The sequence below is a fragment of the Methylophilus sp. DMC18 genome (assembly GCF_056314005.1).
Map to the genome: position 1 here is coordinate 198,951 of NZ_JBQUZE010000001.1, position 17,342 is coordinate 216,292.

Annotated in this window: 11 protein-coding genes; all 11 read right to left on the reverse strand. The window is 56.0% G+C overall.

What is annotated here, in order from left to right; translation table 11 throughout:
- Nucleotides 1-3: 3 nt before the first annotated feature.
- The 11 genes from nirB (ACT53G_RS01005) to ACT53G_RS01055 all read right to left on the reverse strand — a co-directional run bounded on the left by nirB (ACT53G_RS01005) (nt 4) and on the right by ACT53G_RS01055 (nt 17,150).
- Entirely contained in the window at nt 4-2,580 is a 2,577-nt protein-coding gene (gene nirB, locus ACT53G_RS01005) for a nitrite reductase large subunit NirB (RefSeq protein WP_476168451.1), read from the reverse strand.
- Between the two features lie 483 nt (nt 2,581-3,063).
- The gene (locus tag ACT53G_RS01010) at nt 3,064-5,832 is read right to left on the reverse strand and encodes a nitrate reductase (RefSeq protein ID WP_476168452.1); all 2,769 of its coding nucleotides are present in this window, start codon (nt 5,830-5,832) and stop codon (nt 3,064-3,066) included.
- A gap of 27 nt (nt 5,833-5,859) precedes the next feature.
- Nucleotides 5,860-6,171 (reverse strand): nitrite reductase small subunit NirD, encoded by a 312-nt coding sequence (nirD, locus tag ACT53G_RS01015; protein WP_476168453.1) that lies wholly within the window; start codon nt 6,169-6,171, stop codon nt 5,860-5,862.
- A gap of 38 nt (nt 6,172-6,209) precedes the next feature.
- Nucleotides 6,210-7,898: a bifunctional protein-serine/threonine kinase/phosphatase gene (locus ACT53G_RS01020; RefSeq protein WP_476168454.1), complete on the reverse strand. Its 1,689-nt coding sequence runs from the start codon at nt 7,896-7,898 to the stop codon at nt 6,210-6,212.
- A 54-nt stretch (nt 7,899-7,952) separates the two neighbouring features.
- Entirely contained in the window at nt 7,953-9,164 is a 1,212-nt protein-coding gene (locus ACT53G_RS01025; protein ID WP_476168761.1) for a nitrate/nitrite transporter, read from the reverse strand.
- 66 nt (nt 9,165-9,230) lie between these two features.
- Nucleotides 9,231-11,657: a nitrite reductase large subunit NirB gene (gene nirB, locus ACT53G_RS01030; RefSeq protein WP_476168455.1), complete on the reverse strand. Its 2,427-nt coding sequence runs from the start codon at nt 11,655-11,657 to the stop codon at nt 9,231-9,233.
- Between the two features lie 20 nt (nt 11,658-11,677).
- A complete protein-coding gene (gene cobA / locus ACT53G_RS01035; RefSeq protein WP_194747229.1) occupies nt 11,678-12,460 on the reverse strand; it encodes a uroporphyrinogen-III C-methyltransferase in 783 nt (260 codons plus the stop codon).
- Nucleotides 12,461-12,494: 34 nt separating this feature from the next.
- Nucleotides 12,495-13,946, reverse strand: coding sequence for an alginate export family protein (locus ACT53G_RS01040; protein ID WP_476168456.1), 1,452 nt, complete (start codon nt 13,944-13,946; stop codon nt 12,495-12,497).
- 100 nt (nt 13,947-14,046) lie between these two features.
- Nucleotides 14,047-14,856 carry an ABC transporter ATP-binding protein gene (locus tag ACT53G_RS01045; RefSeq protein WP_476168457.1) on the reverse strand — a complete coding sequence of 270 codons (810 nt, stop codon included), beginning with the start codon at nt 14,854-14,856 and terminating at the stop codon, nt 14,047-14,049.
- A 36-nt stretch (nt 14,857-14,892) separates the two neighbouring features.
- On the reverse strand, nt 14,893-15,828 hold the full coding sequence (gene ntrB / locus ACT53G_RS01050) for a nitrate ABC transporter permease (protein ID WP_194747226.1): 936 nt from the start codon (nt 15,826-15,828) through the stop codon (nt 14,893-14,895).
- A gap of 20 nt (nt 15,829-15,848) precedes the next feature.
- Nucleotides 15,849-17,150 (reverse strand): CmpA/NrtA family ABC transporter substrate-binding protein, encoded by a 1,302-nt coding sequence (locus ACT53G_RS01055; RefSeq protein ID WP_338656969.1) that lies wholly within the window; start codon nt 17,148-17,150, stop codon nt 15,849-15,851.
- Nucleotides 17,151-17,342: the final 192 nt, after the last annotated feature.

Consider the following 17,342-nt stretch of genomic DNA (forward strand, 5'->3'; position numbering starts at 1 on the left):
TGATTACTCTGTTGCTGCCAGGATGGGGATGACCTTGGCGGCAGGTGCGGTCTGCTGTTTTTCTGCGGGCGTGGCCGGGCGGATCTGGTTGCGCTCATTGACGAAGACAATATTGTCGTCACCTGCCACACTATTGACGAAGCTGCGGAAGCGCTTGCGCACTTCGGGGTCAGTAACGGCGGTTTTCCACTCGTCCTGATAGTTGTCTACCACGTGTTGCATTTGGGATTCCAGTTCAGCGCCCAGCCCTAACGAATCCTCAATCACGACTTGCTTGAGGTAATCCAGGCCGCCTTCGAGGTTATCACGCCAGGTGCTGGTGCGTTGCAGGCGGTCAGCCGTGCGGATATAGAACATCAGGAAGCGGTCTATCATGCGGATGGCGTCTTCTTTGCTGAGGTCGCTTGCAAGCAGCTCGGCATGGCGTGGCTTCATGCCACCATTGCCGCACACATAGAGGTTCCAGCCATTTTCAGTCGCAATCAACCCCACATCCTTGCCTTGCGCTTCGGCGCATTCACGCGTGCAGCCCGAGACACCAAACTTGATTTTGTGTGGGGCGCGCAGGCCTTTGTAACGGTTCTCCAGCTGCACGGCCAGGCCGACACTGTCATCCACGCCATACCGGCACCAGGTGGAGCCGACACAGCTTTTGACGGTACGTAACGATTTGCCGTAGGCATGACCAGATTCAAAGCCGGCAGCAATCAACTCTTCCCAGATATTGGGTAATTGCTCCACGCGGGCGCCAAACATGTCCACGCGTGCGCCGCCGGTGACCTTGGTATACAAGCCATATTTTTTCGCGATCTGGCCGATGGCGATCAGGCCATCAGGCGTGACTTCGCCGCCCGGCATGCGTGGCACCACCGAGTAGCTGCCGTCTTTCTGGATGTTGCCCAAGAAGTAGTCATTGGAATCCTGCAAGGACGCCAGGTCTTTTTTCAGGATAAATTCGTTCCAGCATGAGGCCAGAATGCTAGCGGCGGTGGGTTTGCAGATATCGCAGCCCAGGCCCTGGCCGTGTTTATGCAGTAACTCGTCAAACGATTTGATCTGGCCCACACGTACCAGGTGGTAAAGCTCCTGGCGCGAGTAGGGGAAGTGTTCGCACAGGTGATTGTTGACGGTCATGCCCAGTTTCACCATCTGTGCTTTCATCACCTGCGTCACCAACGGCACGCAGCCACCACAGGCGGTACCGGCTTTGGTGCAGGACTTGATGGCGCCTATGCTGCAATTGCCAGCCGCCACCGCTTCGCCAATCGCGCCCTTACTGACATTATTGCAAGAACACAGCACCGCGGTATCCGGCAGGGCATCCACGCCCAGGCCAGGTTTTTCCTTGCCATCACTGGCTGGCAGAATCAGGAATTCAGGATTTTCCGGCAGCGGCATTTCGTTGATGGTCATCTGTTGCAGCGTGCCGTATTCATCGGCATTGCCAATCAGCACGGCGCCCAGCAGTTTTTTGCCATCTTCGCTGACGACGATTTTTTTGTAGATATTGCGCACCTCATCGGTGTACTGGTAGCTTCGGCAGCCATGGGTTTTGCCATGGGCATCGCCCACGCTGGCAACGTCCACCCCCATCAGTTTGAGCTTGGTGCTCATATCTGCGCCCTGGAAAGTGGTCGATGTTTCACCCAGCAGGTGTGCGCAGGCAGTACGGGCCATGTCATAGCCAGGGGCGACCAGGCCGAACATCTCGTCGTTCCAGCTGGCACATTCGCCGATGGCGTAAATATTGTGGTCACTGGAGCGGGAAAAGTCATCAATGGCGATACCGCCACGCGCGCCGATGGCCAGGCCGGATTCACGTGCCAGTTCATCGCGTGGACGGATCCCGGCAGAGAACACGATCATGTCGGTTTCCAGCCAGGTGTCATCAAAAAACACCATGCGGTGGCGTGCAGTCGCTCCATCGACAATCGCCGTGGTATTGCGGCTGGTGTGCACGTGTACACCCAGCTCCTCAATTTTGCTGCGCAGCACTTTGCCGCCCGCTTCGTCTACTTGCACCGCCATCAAACGGGGCGCAAATTCAACCACATGGGTTTCCAGGCCCATGTCTTTCAATGCCTTGGCACATTCCAGGCCCAGTAGGCCACCGCCGACCACCACGCCGCTCTTGGCGGTTTTGCCTGCTGCTGTCATGGCTTCGAGGTCTTCAATGGTGCGGTAGACAAAACAGTTTTCACGGTCACGCCCGGCGACAGCAGGGACAAATGGATAAGAGCCAGTCGCCAGCACCAGTTTGTCGTAGGGCAAGATCGTGTCGTCTGTCAGTGTCACGGTATGCTGGTGGCGGTCAATCTGGCTGACGCGCGCATTCAGGCGTAACGTCAGGCCTGGCCGTTCATAAAACCCAGGCTCGACCAGCGACAGGTCTTCCGCCGTGCTGCCCGAGAAAAAACTGGAGAGGTGCACGCGGTCATAAGCCGGGCGTGGTTCTTCGCCTAGCACGGTCACTTGCAGGTTGGCGGCGGCAAGGTCAGGGTGGCGTTTCACCAGTTCTTGCACAAAGTAGTGTCCCACCATGCCGTTGCCGACGACGAGGATGCGTGTGTGTTGATTCATCTTGTATTCCTAATCAGATGCAAGCAGGCAGTGTCACGTTGTTTTTCATGTCAGTTGCGAGCATTGCGTTATCAAACTCAAAGCCTAAAAACAAAAACGGCGTCCATAGCCTATGCCGCGATTGCACATTGCAATCCTGCGAAACAAGCTATGGACGCCGTTGTCCAGTATGAGATTTGCCGACGATGGAAAATCTCTGATTTAAAAATGGCATGATAAAACGCCACTTTGTGATAAAAAAAGCAATTGGCATGCCAACCGCCAGGATGGGGGCGCAGATGAATCAGGATTTATGCTAAGTCATTGTTCCTGATGTGTTTTATCTGCAAGCTTGCGTGTATGTTTGAGCTTGCGGGCACCGTGCTATCCATCTGCCATTGGTCTGGTGCACGCTAATGAGGCATGTGCACAGGATTGCACCATTCTTGGCGCAATCCTGTGCCGACAGGCGTTCAACTGCATTCAGGTGCGCGCGTGATGTCCTTATCCCGCATGGGTTTTGCCATGCAGTTTGACCAGCCGCTTGAGTTCCGGCACGCAGGAGCCGCAACTGGTGCCACATTTCAGCTTGGCTTGCAGCGTCGGTAAATCCGCTCCCATTTGACAGGTCTCGATAATCTCGTTTTCTGAGACATCCAGGCAGTTACAGACGATCTTGCCGCGTGATTTTTGTCCGGTGGGTGGGGCTGCCAGCGGCGCCAGTGCCCATTTGCGCAATTCATCGGTGAACTGGCCTTCGAGCATGACTTGCTTGAGCCAGTCTGCGGCCAGCATTTCACCAATCAGGCGCACCGCACTGACTTGGCCTTGCTCGACCAGAATGCGTTTACTGATGCCGCGTTTGACATCATCCAGCCGTAGCATGGGCGCATCTTCGACCATGCCAAGCAACTGATCCAGCCGGGCGATCAGTTGGCTATCCGGGGCAGCGTGGTGCGCCGCGCGCAGAATCAGCATGCCGTTGCCACGGCCATACAGTCCCACGGTGGCGTAATCAAAGGCCACCAACAGCGCGCGGATGTCGGCGAGCAAGTGCAGGTCGTTGCAGCTGCGCATCACCGTCATTTGCCAGGGCAAGCTCAACTTTTCGATCTTGACCGCCGTATGCTTGAGTTCCGGTTGCTTGGAGGTTTTATCAAAAGCCGGTGGCATCAACACATTCACGCCCAAGCCGTGCATAAACTGGCTGCCCCAGTGCATGGGAATAAACAGCTCCGCCGGTTTGACTTCGTCGGATTGCTGTACCTTGATGATTAACTCACCGCGCTTGTTACTCAGTTTAACGATGTCGCCCTCGCTGATCTGGCGACGTTGCATGTCATCGGCATGCATGGAGACCACGGGCTCTTCGACGTGGTTGTAAAGCTGCGCCAGGGTGCCGGTACGGCTCATGCCATGCCACTGGTCGCGCAGGCGGCCGGTCAGCAGGCGGAAGGGATGGCGCGCGTCCGGCTTGTCGGCGGTCGGCTTGTACACCGCGCTGACAAAATGCGCCTTACCGCCCGGTTTCTGGAACACGCCATCGGTGTACAAGCGGGCTTCGCCCTGGCTGGCGCCCGATTTAAACGGCCATTGTTGTGGCCCGCGGGTTTCCAGAATCTGGTAACTCAAGCCAGTGATATCAAGGTCGCGGCCACGCGTGCTTTCACGGTGCTCGTTAAAAATGGTTTCGGTATTCGGGTAGTTAAACAGGGTGTCTGGTTTACCCAGTTTTTGTGCCAAACGGTGGGCAAAGTCGACCACTGCCTCCCAGTCATGACGGGCTTCACCCGGCTTGGGGGCGGCTGGCTGCACGCGCGTGATGCGGCGCTCCGAATTGGTGACCGTGCCTTCTTTTTCGCCCCAGGTCGAGGCAGGCAGAAATACATCCGCATAGACATTGCTGTCGGTATTGTTAAACGCATCTTGCAACACGACCAGCTCAGCCTGTTGCAGGGAGGCCAACACATTGTTGAGGTCTGGCATGGAGTGGGCGGGGTTGGTGCAGGCAATCCAGATCGCCTTGATCTCGCCGCTTTTAACCGCCTCAAACATCTCTACCGCGGTTTTGCCCGGCGCGGCCGGGACGTCGGGCACGCCCCACAAGCGCGCGACTTCTGCACGGTGTTCGGCATTGGCGAGGTCGCGGTGGCCCGACAGCAGGTTGGCCATCCCGCCGACTTCGCGGCCACCCATGGCGTTGGGTTGACCGGTCAGCGAGAATGGGCCTGCGCCGGGCTTGCCGATCTGACCGGTGGCCAGATGCAGGTTGATCAGCGCGGCATTTTTTTCAGTGCCATGGATGGACTGGTTCAGCCCCATGCAATACATGGACAAGGTCGGGCCCGCACCAAACCACTTGGCGGCCTGAATGATATCGGCCTCAGGCACGCCACAAATATCGGCTACCATCTTGGGCGTGTATTCGCGCACGGTTTCCTTGAGCGCTTCAAAGCCTTCGGTATGGTTGCGGATATAAGCCATATCGAGCAAGCCTTCCCACAGCATCACATGCAACAGGCCGTTAAACAGCGCCACGTCGGTGCCGGGCAATATCGCCAGGTGCAAGTCTGCCAGCTGTGCGGTATCGGTGCGGCGCGGGTCTACCACCACAATTTTCATGTCTGGATTCTTCGCCTTGACATCTTCAATGCGGCGGAACACAATCGGGTGGGCAAAAGCGGTATTGGAGCCGGCAATGAACAGGCATTGCGTATGGTCGATATCCTCATAACAGGCCGGTGGTGCATCGGCGCCCAGCGTGGCCTTGTAACCGGCGACGGCAGAACTCATGCACAGGCGCGAGTTGGTATCGACGTTGTTGGTGCCAATCAGGCCTTTGGCCAGCTTGTTAAATACATAATAATCTTCAGTCAGCAACTGGCCGGAGATATAAAAAGCCACCGCATCCGGGCCATGGGTGTTGATAATCTCGGCAAAGCGCTCAACCACATGATCGAGCGCGGTATTCCAGCTGACGCGCGTACGCGGCAGGTCACGCGACAGGCGCAGTTCCGGGTAGAGGGCGCGTGCGTCCAGTTTGGCGGTCAGGTGCAGGGTCGAACCCTTGGTGCACAGGCGGCCAAAGTTGGCCGGATGCTCGGGGTCACCTTTGACATCGACAATCTGCTGGCCCTCGGTGGTAATGATGACGCCACAGCCGACACCGCAATAGCAGCAGGTGCTGCGGGTTTCACGTCGTTGCGGATGGAAGGAGACCGGTACTGCGGTGAGCAGATCGTTTGCAGTCTGGAGTTGTTGCTGTTGCGACATAAGGGAGCTGTCCGTGTTGCCTGAAAATTACGGGTTTAATTGCAGATAGACCATGCCATCTTCGACCTTGACTGCATAGCAGGCGGTCTGGCCGACATCGGGCGCTTCGGCCTGGCCATCGACCAGGCTGATTTTCCAGCTATGCAGCGGGCAAGCGACTTTGTCGCCGTAGATCAGGCCTTGTGACAGCGGGCCCCCTTTGTGCGGGCAACGGTTGTTGAGTGCGAATACGCGGTCATCTTCGGTACGGAACACGCCGATATCGATCTCGCCATGACGCACCACGCGCGCCCCCAGGGCAGGGATGTCATTCACTGGGCAGATTTTAGTCCAATTCATTTTTTTCCTCTTTTCGTCTTTTTCATGCGAGGCTGGTCTTACGAGACCAGCAGCAGATAAATCAATAACACATTGACGCACAATGAAATAATCGCCAGCCATTGCCACTTCACTAGGCGTGCGCGGGCAATCAACGGTGTACGCGGGATGACGATGGGCCTGAGTTCGCCATGCTCCAGTGCCAGCAGCATTTCTTCAGCGGTTTCAAAGCGGTGTTCCGGTTTGCGGGCAATCGCTTTCAGGATAATGTTTTCCAGCCAGGCTGGAATTTCCGGCCGGTAGCGGCTGGGGCGCACCGGTTCACCAAAGCGCGGGGACTGGAATGGCTCGATTTCACCATAAGGATATTTACGCGTTAGCAGGTGATACAGCGTCACCCCTGCGGCGTAAATATCGGCTTGGCGGTCCGCCAATTTGCCGTCGAACAACTCCGGTGCCATAAAACTGGGGGTGCCGGGGTTTTCCATCTGTTCGGGCATGGGCAGCGTGGTATTGAGCGCGACCCCAAGGTCCAGAATGCGCAGCCGCGTATCACTGCCGAGGTGGATATTCGCGGGTTTGATATCACGGTGCACAATATTGAGCCGGTGCAGCATGCTCAAGCCACGCAACAGATCCTGGCCGATATTGGCCACGCCGTTGATGGTGAAATGATGACCCGCGTCCAGCCGTTGCTGCAGGGTGGCCCCTTCATGCCAGGTCATCACGTAATACAAGTGCGTGCGTTGCTCGCGCGTGAGCGGCAAAATTTGCGGCACACATTGTGATACCACGCGCTTGCCCAGCCACTCCTCGTTGAGCAGGGCTTCGCAACTGGCCTTATCCTCAGCGCGGGCGGGTTGCAGGGTTTTCAGCACAAATAATTGCCCGGCGGCATTTTTTACCTGATATAACAAACTGATGCGTGCATCATGTAACACGCGGGTGACGGTAAAGCCATCCAGGGTGTCGCCCACCGCCAGCTTGGGCGGCACCGGCAGGCTCAAGGCATCGGCCAGCATGTCGGTCAGGTGGTCTTGTCCGAGCTGATCGATCCGCACCACCACGGCAGAGGCGTTATCCTGACCGCCTTGTTCCAGCGCTTGCCGGGTCAGGTGTTCGGCCATCAACTGCGGTGTATGGTAAAGCATCAATATTTTGTGCAGCTCGGCCTCGCCCAGTGCGGCCCACACACCATCACTGATAATGGCATACACATCGCCGGTTTGCAGCAGGCCTTCGGCATAATCCACGCTCAACTGGTCATCGAGGCCGACTGCACGCTTGAGTACATGCCGCATATCGGGCCGGTCCCAGACATGGTCGGTGGTCAGGCATTGCAGCGACTGCTCGCGCAGGCGATAGATGCGGGTGTCGCCGACATGCGCCAACACATAGCGCTGACCGCGTAGCACCAGCATGGACAGCGTGGTCGCCATGCCGGCCATCTGGCTGTGTTTGCGTGCCTGCGACAGCACCCAGCGGTTAGCCGCCTGAACCACCTTGTCCAGCGCATGCTGGATCGTCCAGGTATCGGGCGTGGCGTAATAATCTGCCGACACCGTGCGTATCGTCATCTCGGCAGCTTCGGCCCCGCCAGCCCCCCCGCTGATGCCATCGGCCACCGCCAGCAGAGCGCCCTTGATCTCCAGCTGCGCATCGGCAGGCGTCACCAGGCCCACGTAGTCCTCGTTACGAGGCCGCGGTCCGGTGAGGCTGCTTTCGCCGACGCTGATCCGTAATTTCATGCAGGGGTCCGTGATGACGCTAACATTTCAATCCTGGGCGGTTGTCCGATGCCATTAAATTTTGGCGCTGGTGACTGTGGCTGCGCCCCAGGTGGTGCGCCAGCGGTTTTTTACGCGGGAGAGACCGATCAGTGCCAGAATTGCCAAGCCGGCAAAAATGGTCAGGCCGACCTGATAACTGCCCGTCACTTGTTTAGAGTAGCCTAAACTGGACGCCAGGTAAAAGCCACCAACGCCCCCGGCCATGCCGACCAAGCCGGTCATGACGCCGATTTCCTTGCGGAAACGCTGTGGCACCAGCTGGAATACCGCGCCGTTGCCCATACCAAGTGCTGCCATGGCGAGCACTACTACCAGCAAGCCTAGTGACTGGCTAGCCATGCCAAAACTTAGGATAAACAGGAATACCGCTGCCAGCACATACATGGTGCTCAGTGAACGGATACCGCCGATGCGGTCGGCCAACCAACCGCCTATGGGGCGCACCAGCGAGCCGGCAAAGACACAGGCTGCGGTGAAGTAACCCGCGTGTACCGCATCCAGGCCATACTGGTCGTGGAAGTAAATGGTCAATGAAGACGCCATGCCCACAAAACCGCCAAAGGTGACGCTGTAGAAAAACATAAACCACCAGGCATCTTTATCTTTGAGCACGGCCAGGTATTGCGACAGCGATTTTGGCGCAGGCGTATCCGGGGCGTCTTTGGCCATCGTGACATAGACCAGCAACGCCAGTGCCAGTGGAATCAGTGCCAGGCCAAATACATTATTCCAGCCAAAGGCCACGGCCAGGCCAGGGGCGAACAAGGCCGCCAGGGCCGTGCCCGAGTTACCTGCACCGGCAATGCCCAGCGCGGTGCCCTGGTGCTCTGGCGGATACCAGCGCGAAGCCAGTGGCAAGGCCACTGCAAATGCAGCACCGGCAAAGCCCAAAAACATGCCTAGCAACAGCGCTTGCTGATAGGTATGAATGCCATGCAGCCAGGCTGTCAGCAGCGCGCCAATCACAATCACCTGACCAATCAGGCCGGCTTTTTTCGGCTTGAGCTGATCCACCAGCACGCCCATGACTATCCGTAGCAGCGCGCCTGTGAGTACCGGGGTGGCGACCATCAGGCCTTTTTGTGCCGGATTCAATTGCAGGTCGGCGGCGATTTGCACCGCCAGCGGCCCCAACATGACCCAGACCATAAAGCTCAGGTCAAAATAAAAGAAGGCTGAAAACAGGGTGGGTTTGTGGCCCACTTCCCAAAAACTTTTTTGCATCATCTATCTCCCGGGCGTGCAATCAGGAGAATGGCACGCCACTTTTCATTTAAACAGTATTTGTCGTTACACGGTAATTGTGTCGAACTCTTTGTGTGCATCACGTTGGTTGACGCGTTCAGCCCACGGGTCCACCGCCCCTTGCAGCGCATACAGCAAACGCTCATACGCGGCTTTGCGGCCTTCAGCATCTTCAAGAATGCGTTTTTTCACATAATCCAGCCCTACACGCTCGACCCAGTGCACGGTGCGGTCCAGGTAACGCGCTTCTTCACGGTAGAGCTGAATAAAGGCGCCTGAGTACTCAATCACCTCTTCAGCGGTCTTCACCTTGCACAGGAATTGCGCCACTTCGGTTTTGATGCCGCCGTTACCGCCGACATAAATCTCCCAGCCCGAGTCCACGCCGATCACGCCGACGTCCTTGATCCCGGACTCGGCACAGTTACGCGGGCAGCCGGAGACCGCGAATTTGACCTTATGGGGTGCCCACATATGGTCAAAGGCTTTTTCAATATCGATGCCCAGTTGCGTGGAGTTTTGCGTGCCAAAACGGCAGAACTCCGAGCCAACACAGGTTTTCACGGTGCGGATAGATTTGCCATAAGCATAGCCAGACGGCATGTCGAGGTCTGCCCACATATTGGTCAGGTCCTCTTTTTTTACACCCAGCAAATCGATACGCTGGCCACCGGTGACTTTCACCATTGGTACCTTGTACTTGTCGGCCACGTCAGCAATCTTGCGTAATTGGTCAGGCGAGGTGACGCCACCATACATACGTGGCACCACAGAGTAAGTGCCGTCTTTCTGGATATTGGCATGCACGCGCTCATTGATAAAGCGTGACTGCGGATCATCCTTGGCTTCATGCGGCCAGGTGGAGATCAGGTAATAATTCAACGCCGGCCTGCAGGTGGCGCAGCCATTCGGTGTTTTCCAGCCCATGCCCTTCATGGCGGCCTGGATGCTCAGGTATTTGTGTTTGCGGATTTCGTCACGCACCTCTTCGTGGTTAAAGTCGGTGCAGCCACACACGGCTTTGCTGCTGGAAGGCGGCGCATAACCGCCGCCCAGCGTCGAGGCCAGAATCTGCTCAACCAGGCCAGTGCAACTGCCACAACTGGAGCCAGCTTTGGTGTGTTTTTTGACGTCGTCCAGTGTAAACAGGCCTTGTGCCTGAATCGCTTTGACAATGGTGCCTTTGCAGACGCCATTACAGCCACAGACTTCCATTTCGTCGGTCATGGCAGACACCTTGTCCTGACCCTGGTGGCCGGTATTGCCCAGACTGTCCTGCCCGAACATTAAGTGATCCCGGATTTCGTGGATCGGCTTTTTGTCGCGCAGCAGCTGGAAATACCAGGCCCCATCCGTCGTATCGCCATACAGCACGGCACCGATGATGGTGTCATCTTTGATCACGAGTTTTTTGTATACCCCGCCGACCGCGTCGTGCAGCAAAATTTCTTCGGCATCGTCACTGCCCATAAAATCACCGGCAGAAAACAAATCAATGCCGGTCACCTTCAATTTTGTCGAAGTGACCGAGCCTTTGTATACACCGATGCCGAAGTTGGCCAAATGTGTGGCGCACACTTTGGCCATTTCAAATAAGGGGGCCACCAGGCCATAAGCAATGCCACGGTGGTTAACGCATTCGCCCACGGCATAAATGCGCGGATCATAGGTCTGCATGGTGTCGCTCACCACAATGCCGCGGTTGCAATAAATGCCTGCCGATTCGGCCAGCGCATAGTTGGGACGGATGCCGACTGCCATCACCACCAGGTCTGCAGGCACTTCCTGGCCGTCTTTAAAGCGCACGGCGACCACGCGGCCGTCTTTTCCGATCAATTGCTCCGTGTCTTTTTGTAGCAAGAACTGCAGCCCGCGCGTTTCTAGGGATTTTTGCAGCATCTTGCCTGCGGTCTTGTCGAGCTGGCGTTCCAGCAGCCATTCATTTTTGTGCACCACTGTGACGTCCATGCCTTGCACCTTGAGGCCATTGGCGGCCTCAAGGCCCAGCAAGCCGCCGCCAATGACCACTGCATGCTTGTAGATTTTGGCCGCAGCGATCATGTCGTTGGTGTCTTTGATATCGCGGTAGCCCAGCACACCCTGCAAGTCTGCACCTGCAATCGGCAAGATGAACGGCTTGGAGCCGGTTGCCAGCAACAGGCGGTCATATTCCACCGTGAGGCCGTTTTCGGCGGTCACGGTGCGGGCCTTGCGGTCTATCTTGTTGACCCGGGCGCTGGTATGCAAGGTAATGTTGTGTTCGGCATACCATTCGCGGCTATTGAGAATAATGTCATCGATGGTCTGCTCGTTGGCCAGCACGGGCGACAACATGATGCGGTTATAGTTTGGGTAGGGCTCATCGCCAAACACGGTAATGTCGTACATGTCAGGCGCGATCTTGAGCAGCTCTTCCACCGTCCGCATGCCAGCCATGCCGTTGCCGACTACCACCAGTTTCTGTTTTATCATTGAATCACTCCTTTCAGCGCTTATGCTGCATCGCCGATGCTGAGCCAGTGTTGCAGGTTTTGTTGCCAGTCTTGTTCTTGTTGGCTGTTTCTGGCTAATTTCACCACTTCGCCGACCACAATAATGGACGGACTTTTAAGACTTTGCTGATGGGCCAGGTAAGGCATGGCTTGCAGCGTTGAGGTCAGGCCACGCTGTTCGGCGCGTGTGCCGTTCTCCACCACCATACAGGGCATGTCTGTTGGCATGCCTGCAGCGATCAGTTCACGGCAGATTTCAGCCAGATGCTGCATGCCCATGTAAATGACCAGGGTGGTATGGCTGGCCACCAGCGCTTGCCAGGGCAGGGGGCCGCCATCTTTGGTATGGCCGGTGACCAGCGTCACGCCATGGTTGTACGCACGGTGGGTCACCGGTACCTCCATGCTGGCGCAACTGGCAAGGCCACTGGTCATGCCAGGAATAATTTCGTAATCAATATTGGCTGCACGCAGTGCCAGCATTTCTTCGCCACCCCGGCCAAACACAAACGGGTCACCGCCTTTCAGGCGGGCCACGGTTTGGCCTTGTTCGGCCAGGGCGATCATCATGCGGTGAATAAAATGCTGTGGCGTAGACTTGCAACCGCCGCGCTTGCCCACCGGCACAATACGCGCCTGCGGGCAATGCTTGAGCAGTTCAGGGTTGACCAGGTCATCGACCAGCACCACCTCTGCCAGCTGCAAGGCCTTGACCGCCTTGAGCGTGATGAGCTCAGGGTCGCCAGGACCGGCACCGATTAAATACACTTTGCTTGCTGACATGAGGGGCTCCTTTGCTTGCAGACGAGGCGTCCGTTTAGAACGTATACATGGCGGTCAGCCACAGTTTTTCGGTATCACGGATACGGCCACGTGTGCCAGCAGCATTGCCGGTCGTGTTTGCCGCAGCGGCATACTGATCATCCTCGCTGTATTTGCCATACTCGAGTTTGGTCATCCAGTTTTTATCCACATTCCAGGTGACGGCGGCGTTCCACTCGGTGCCGTAACGGCTGCCATTGCGGTTGGCGCCACTGCCCACGGTATAAAAGTCCTTATCCGAGTCGATCACGTGGTAGTCGGCAAAAAACAGAAAATCGCCATAGCGGTAAGTCGCCGTGATGAAACTGTCCTTAATGCCTTCACGCGGTGTCACCAGGAATTTGTCTACCCAGCCCTGGAACAAGTGGTTGGTACCAAATGGGGTCTGGAAGGCATATTTACCGTTGTTGCTGGAGAGTAATTCCTGGTCTACACGCAGGTTGAAGTTATCAATCCCGAAGCCACCGCCCAGCTTGTAGTAATGCGCGTCAATGCGGCTGTCACCACCGCTGTAGTCAGACTGTTTTGCGTATTCAGCGGTGTAGTGCGCGCGGTAGTTGGGCGTGAACGGATGGGTGCCGTCTAGGCGGATACCAATAATCTTGTTACTTTGGTCGGCAAACTGGTTGTTCGTGCCTTTGGGATTGTTAGAGGCCCCTGCACCAAACCAGGCATTACCAAAGCCCAGGTTTTCAAAGTCAGAGAAATATCCGTAACCGACCAGGAACTCAGTCGGGGAAATACGGTAGCGGCCATTGATGACTTCCAACGCACCATGATGCGCTGCCGTGGTGATCTGGTTCACCTTGCTAAAGTGGGCCGCATAAATTTCGGTATCCGGGATGGTCTTGTTAAATACTGAGACGCCGTCAAACACTTGCATGACCTGGCGGAAGGCAATGTCACCAATAAAACGCACATTATCCAGGTTCACTTGCTGGCGGCCCGCGCGAACACGGGTGTTTTTGATGCCAGTCCAGTCGACAAACAACTGGTTGATATCGGTGTAGTCCGGGTCCACCACTTTGGCATATTGAATGCCGCTGTTCTGGTTGGATGCGCCGTTGATCAGCACATTGTTGGTGCCGTCATTAAACTGGCTGTTCAATTGGGTCACATTGATCAACTGACCGGCCACACTCCAGTTGTGGTAAGGCGCGGTTTGCCAGCCGATCAGGCTGCGCAGGGTGTATGCATGCGCTTCTTTCAGGTTCTGGTTTGCCGTCGGGTTAGCGCTGCCATTGGCATAGGTCCCAGGCTGCAAGCCATCCTGATCGACGTTTTCATAACGCAATCTGAAGCTGCTCATGTTTTTACCGGTTTTAATCGCGTCCATAAAAGTGTATTCAGGCAGAACTTCTTCTTCTGCCATTGCAGGTGAGCCAAGTGCTGCCAGCAAGATGGCTGCGGAAACTTGACGCAAGCGGGGGTGTAGGTTAGCGTTCATGTGTTGCTCCTTTTCTCTATTGGGGTAACCTTGCTTGGATGAGGGTTGCTTTTGATAAGCAAGTGGTGCTGGCAGGTGGCTGCCTGCCAGCACCTTTCACTTAGGCCGCTTTTTTGGCGTGCCGCTCATACAGAAACTTCAAAACTTCGCTGCGCAAATGCGTGTAAGCCGGGTCTTCCACCAGCTCCAGGCGTTTGCGTGGACGGGGTAAATCGACCTCCAGAATTTCACCGATGGTGGCTGCCGGGCCGTTGGTCATCATGACGATGCGGTCTGACAGCAGCACGGCTTCGTCCACATCGTGTGTCACCATGACGGCAGTACAGCCAGAACGTGCCATGATGGCCATCAGTTCGTCTTGCAGGCCAGCACGGGTCAGCGCATCCAGCGCACCAAACGGTTCATCCAGCAGTAACACCTTGGGCTCCATGGCGAGTGCCCGGGCAATGCCTACCCGCTGCTTCATGCCGCCAGAGATTTCATTCGGGCGTTTTTCCATGGCGTGGCTTAAGCCCACCAGCTCCAGTGCTGCGCGGGTACGTTCTGCCAGTTGTGCTTTGCTTTCAGTGGCCGCAAACACGCGCTCCACCGCCAGGTAAACATTTTCATAACAGGTCAGCCAGGGCAGCAGGGAGTGGTTCTGGAACACCACGGCGCGCTCAGGACCCGGCTTGGCGATTTCACGGCCGGCACAAAACAGGTAGCCGTCTGTCGGTTGCAACAAGCCGGCAATCAGGTTGAGTACGGTCGATTTGCCACAGCCGGAGTGGCCGATGATGGAGATGAATTCGCCTTCCTGGATAGACAGGTTGATGTCTTTTAAGGCCTGGAAACTGCCTTTTTTAGTGTTGAAAATCATGTTGACGTTTTCAATCAACACATAGCGGTCTTGTTTTACAGCGGTGGTCATGATCAGAGTCCTTTACCAGTCAATGAGGTGTCGTGGTTATTCGTAGCTATAGCGTTTGGCCAGCATGACCAGGCACTGCTCCAGCAACAGACCGACGATGCCCACAATGAAAATCGCGATGATGATGTGCTCAACGTTCAGGTTGTTCCATTCATCCCACACCCAGAAGCCAATGCCCACGCCGCCGGTCAGCATTTCTGCCGCCACAATCACCAGCCAGGCGGCACCGATGGAGAGACGCACACCGGTCATCATGTAAGGCATGACATACGGCAGCAGGATTTTGGTGATGACTTTCCACTCGGACAGGTTCAGTACCTTGGCCACGTTCATATAGTCTTGCGGCACTTTGCTGACACCAACGGCGGTGTTGATAATCATGGGCCAGACCGCGGTGATGAAAATCACCCAGATTGCGGCCGGGTTGGCCGCTTTGAATACCAGCAGGCCGATCGGCAACCAGGCCAGTGGGGATACCGGCTTGAGCAGGCTGATAATCGGCGCCGCCATTTTTGACATAAAGGCATAGCGGCCGATGATAAACCCCATGGGGATGCCGACAATCGCTGCCAGTGCAAAGCCGGTGGCGACGCGTTTGAGCGAGTTCAGGATGTTCCAGCCGATGCCCATGTCATTCGGGTTGTTGATATAAAACGGGTCGCTAAACAGCTCCACCGCCGAATGCCAGGTCTGCACCGGTCCTGGCAAACCCTGAGTCAGGGCGGCCACGGTAGACCAGATGGCGCCAAAGATCAGCAAGCCAATCACAGGCGGCAACAGTCCTTCAAACACGCGTTTGGCCATTGCCGCCCATGCCCCGGCTTTTTTGCTTGCCGGGGTGGCTGCTGTTGCGGTGGCCGAGAGAGGGCTCACCACCGCGACAACCGGTTTTGCTTGCTTGGCTGGCATTGCTTTGGCAGCCTGCTCACTGTTTTGCATGATTTTTTCCTTGTTAAAGCTGACGACACTCATGGTGACTCTCCTTGAAAGAATTACGCTTTAACCTTGAAGCTGTTGGCATAGGCTTTGGGGTCTTTACCATCCCAGACCACACCGTCAATCAGCTTGCTGCTGCGCATCACGTCTGTCGGCACGCTAATGCCCAGAGATTTGGCGGCTTCGGTATAAATATCAATGCGGTTCACCTTTTTCGCCACGCCGAGGTAATCCGGGTCAGACTTGAGCAAGCCCCAGCGTTTGTGTTGGGTCAGGAACCACATGCCGTCTGACAGGTAAGGGAAGCTGACCTTGCCGTCATTGAAGAACTTCATGTAGTTGGGGTCTTCCCATTTTTTGCCGATACCATTGTCGTAGTGGCCGAGGAAGCGACCTTCAATCACTTCTTCTGGCGCATTCACGTAAGCTTTGCCTGCGATCAACTTGGCCACTTCGGCACGGTTTTTGGTCGCATCAATGTAGCGTGAGGCTTCGAGGATGGCTTTGGTCAAGGCCAGCGCGGTATTCGGGTTCTTGGCGATAAAGTCAGCGGTGGTGCCCAACACTTTTTCCGGGTGGTCTACCCAGATATCTTGTGAGGTGGCGACGGTGTAGCCGATCTTGTCGTAAATGGCACGGGCGTTCCAGGGTTCGCCCACGCAGTAGCCATCCATATTGCCAATCCGCATGTTGGCGACCATTTGTGGCGGCGGTACGACGATGGTTTTCACGTCCTGCATTGGATTGATGCCATAGGTCGCCAGCCAGTAGTACAACCACATGGCGTGCGTGCCGGTGGGGAAGGTCTGGGCGAAGGTAAAGTCGCGGTTTTCGTTATCCAGCAAACGTTTCAGCGTCGCACCACTGGTCACGCCTTTTTCCTTAAGCTGGTTAGCCAGCGTGATGCCCTGGCCGTTGTTGTTCAGCGTCATCAGCACGTTCATGTCTTTTTGCTGGCCGCCGATGCCCATTTGTACGCCGTAGATCAGGCCATACAACACATGTGCAGCATGCAATTCACCATTGACCAGCTTGTCACGTACGCCTGCCCACGAAGCTTCTTTAGACGGCACAATCTTGATGCCATATTTTTTATCAAAGCCCATTTGCGCGGCGACAATAATCGGCGCACAGTCCGTCAGCGGGATAAAGCCCACTTTCACTTCGGTGATTTCTGGCGCATCAGAGCCAGCCGCCCAAGCCTGGCTACGGATGGCGGAAGGCACCATGTTCATCATGGCGGCAGCACCAAACGCGCCTGCCAGCGTATTCATAAAGAAATGGCGGCGTTGCTGGTTCACCTGGTCAACCGGCGTTGCCTCGGTGGGGGATACATTTTTTTTGTCAGAACTGCTCATGTCGGCTCCTTGAGATTTGATTCGAAAAAGGGGTTCGGAAAATACAAAACAAAAAAGGCGTCCTGAATGCAGACCGTGGTCTACACTCAGGACGCCTTTGTCCTTTTGCTTGCAAGCCCTTTTGCTAAAAGGCTGCGGTACTTACATTAATTTAATAACGGGTATAACTCAGTTGTTAGGCAAATTACCTGA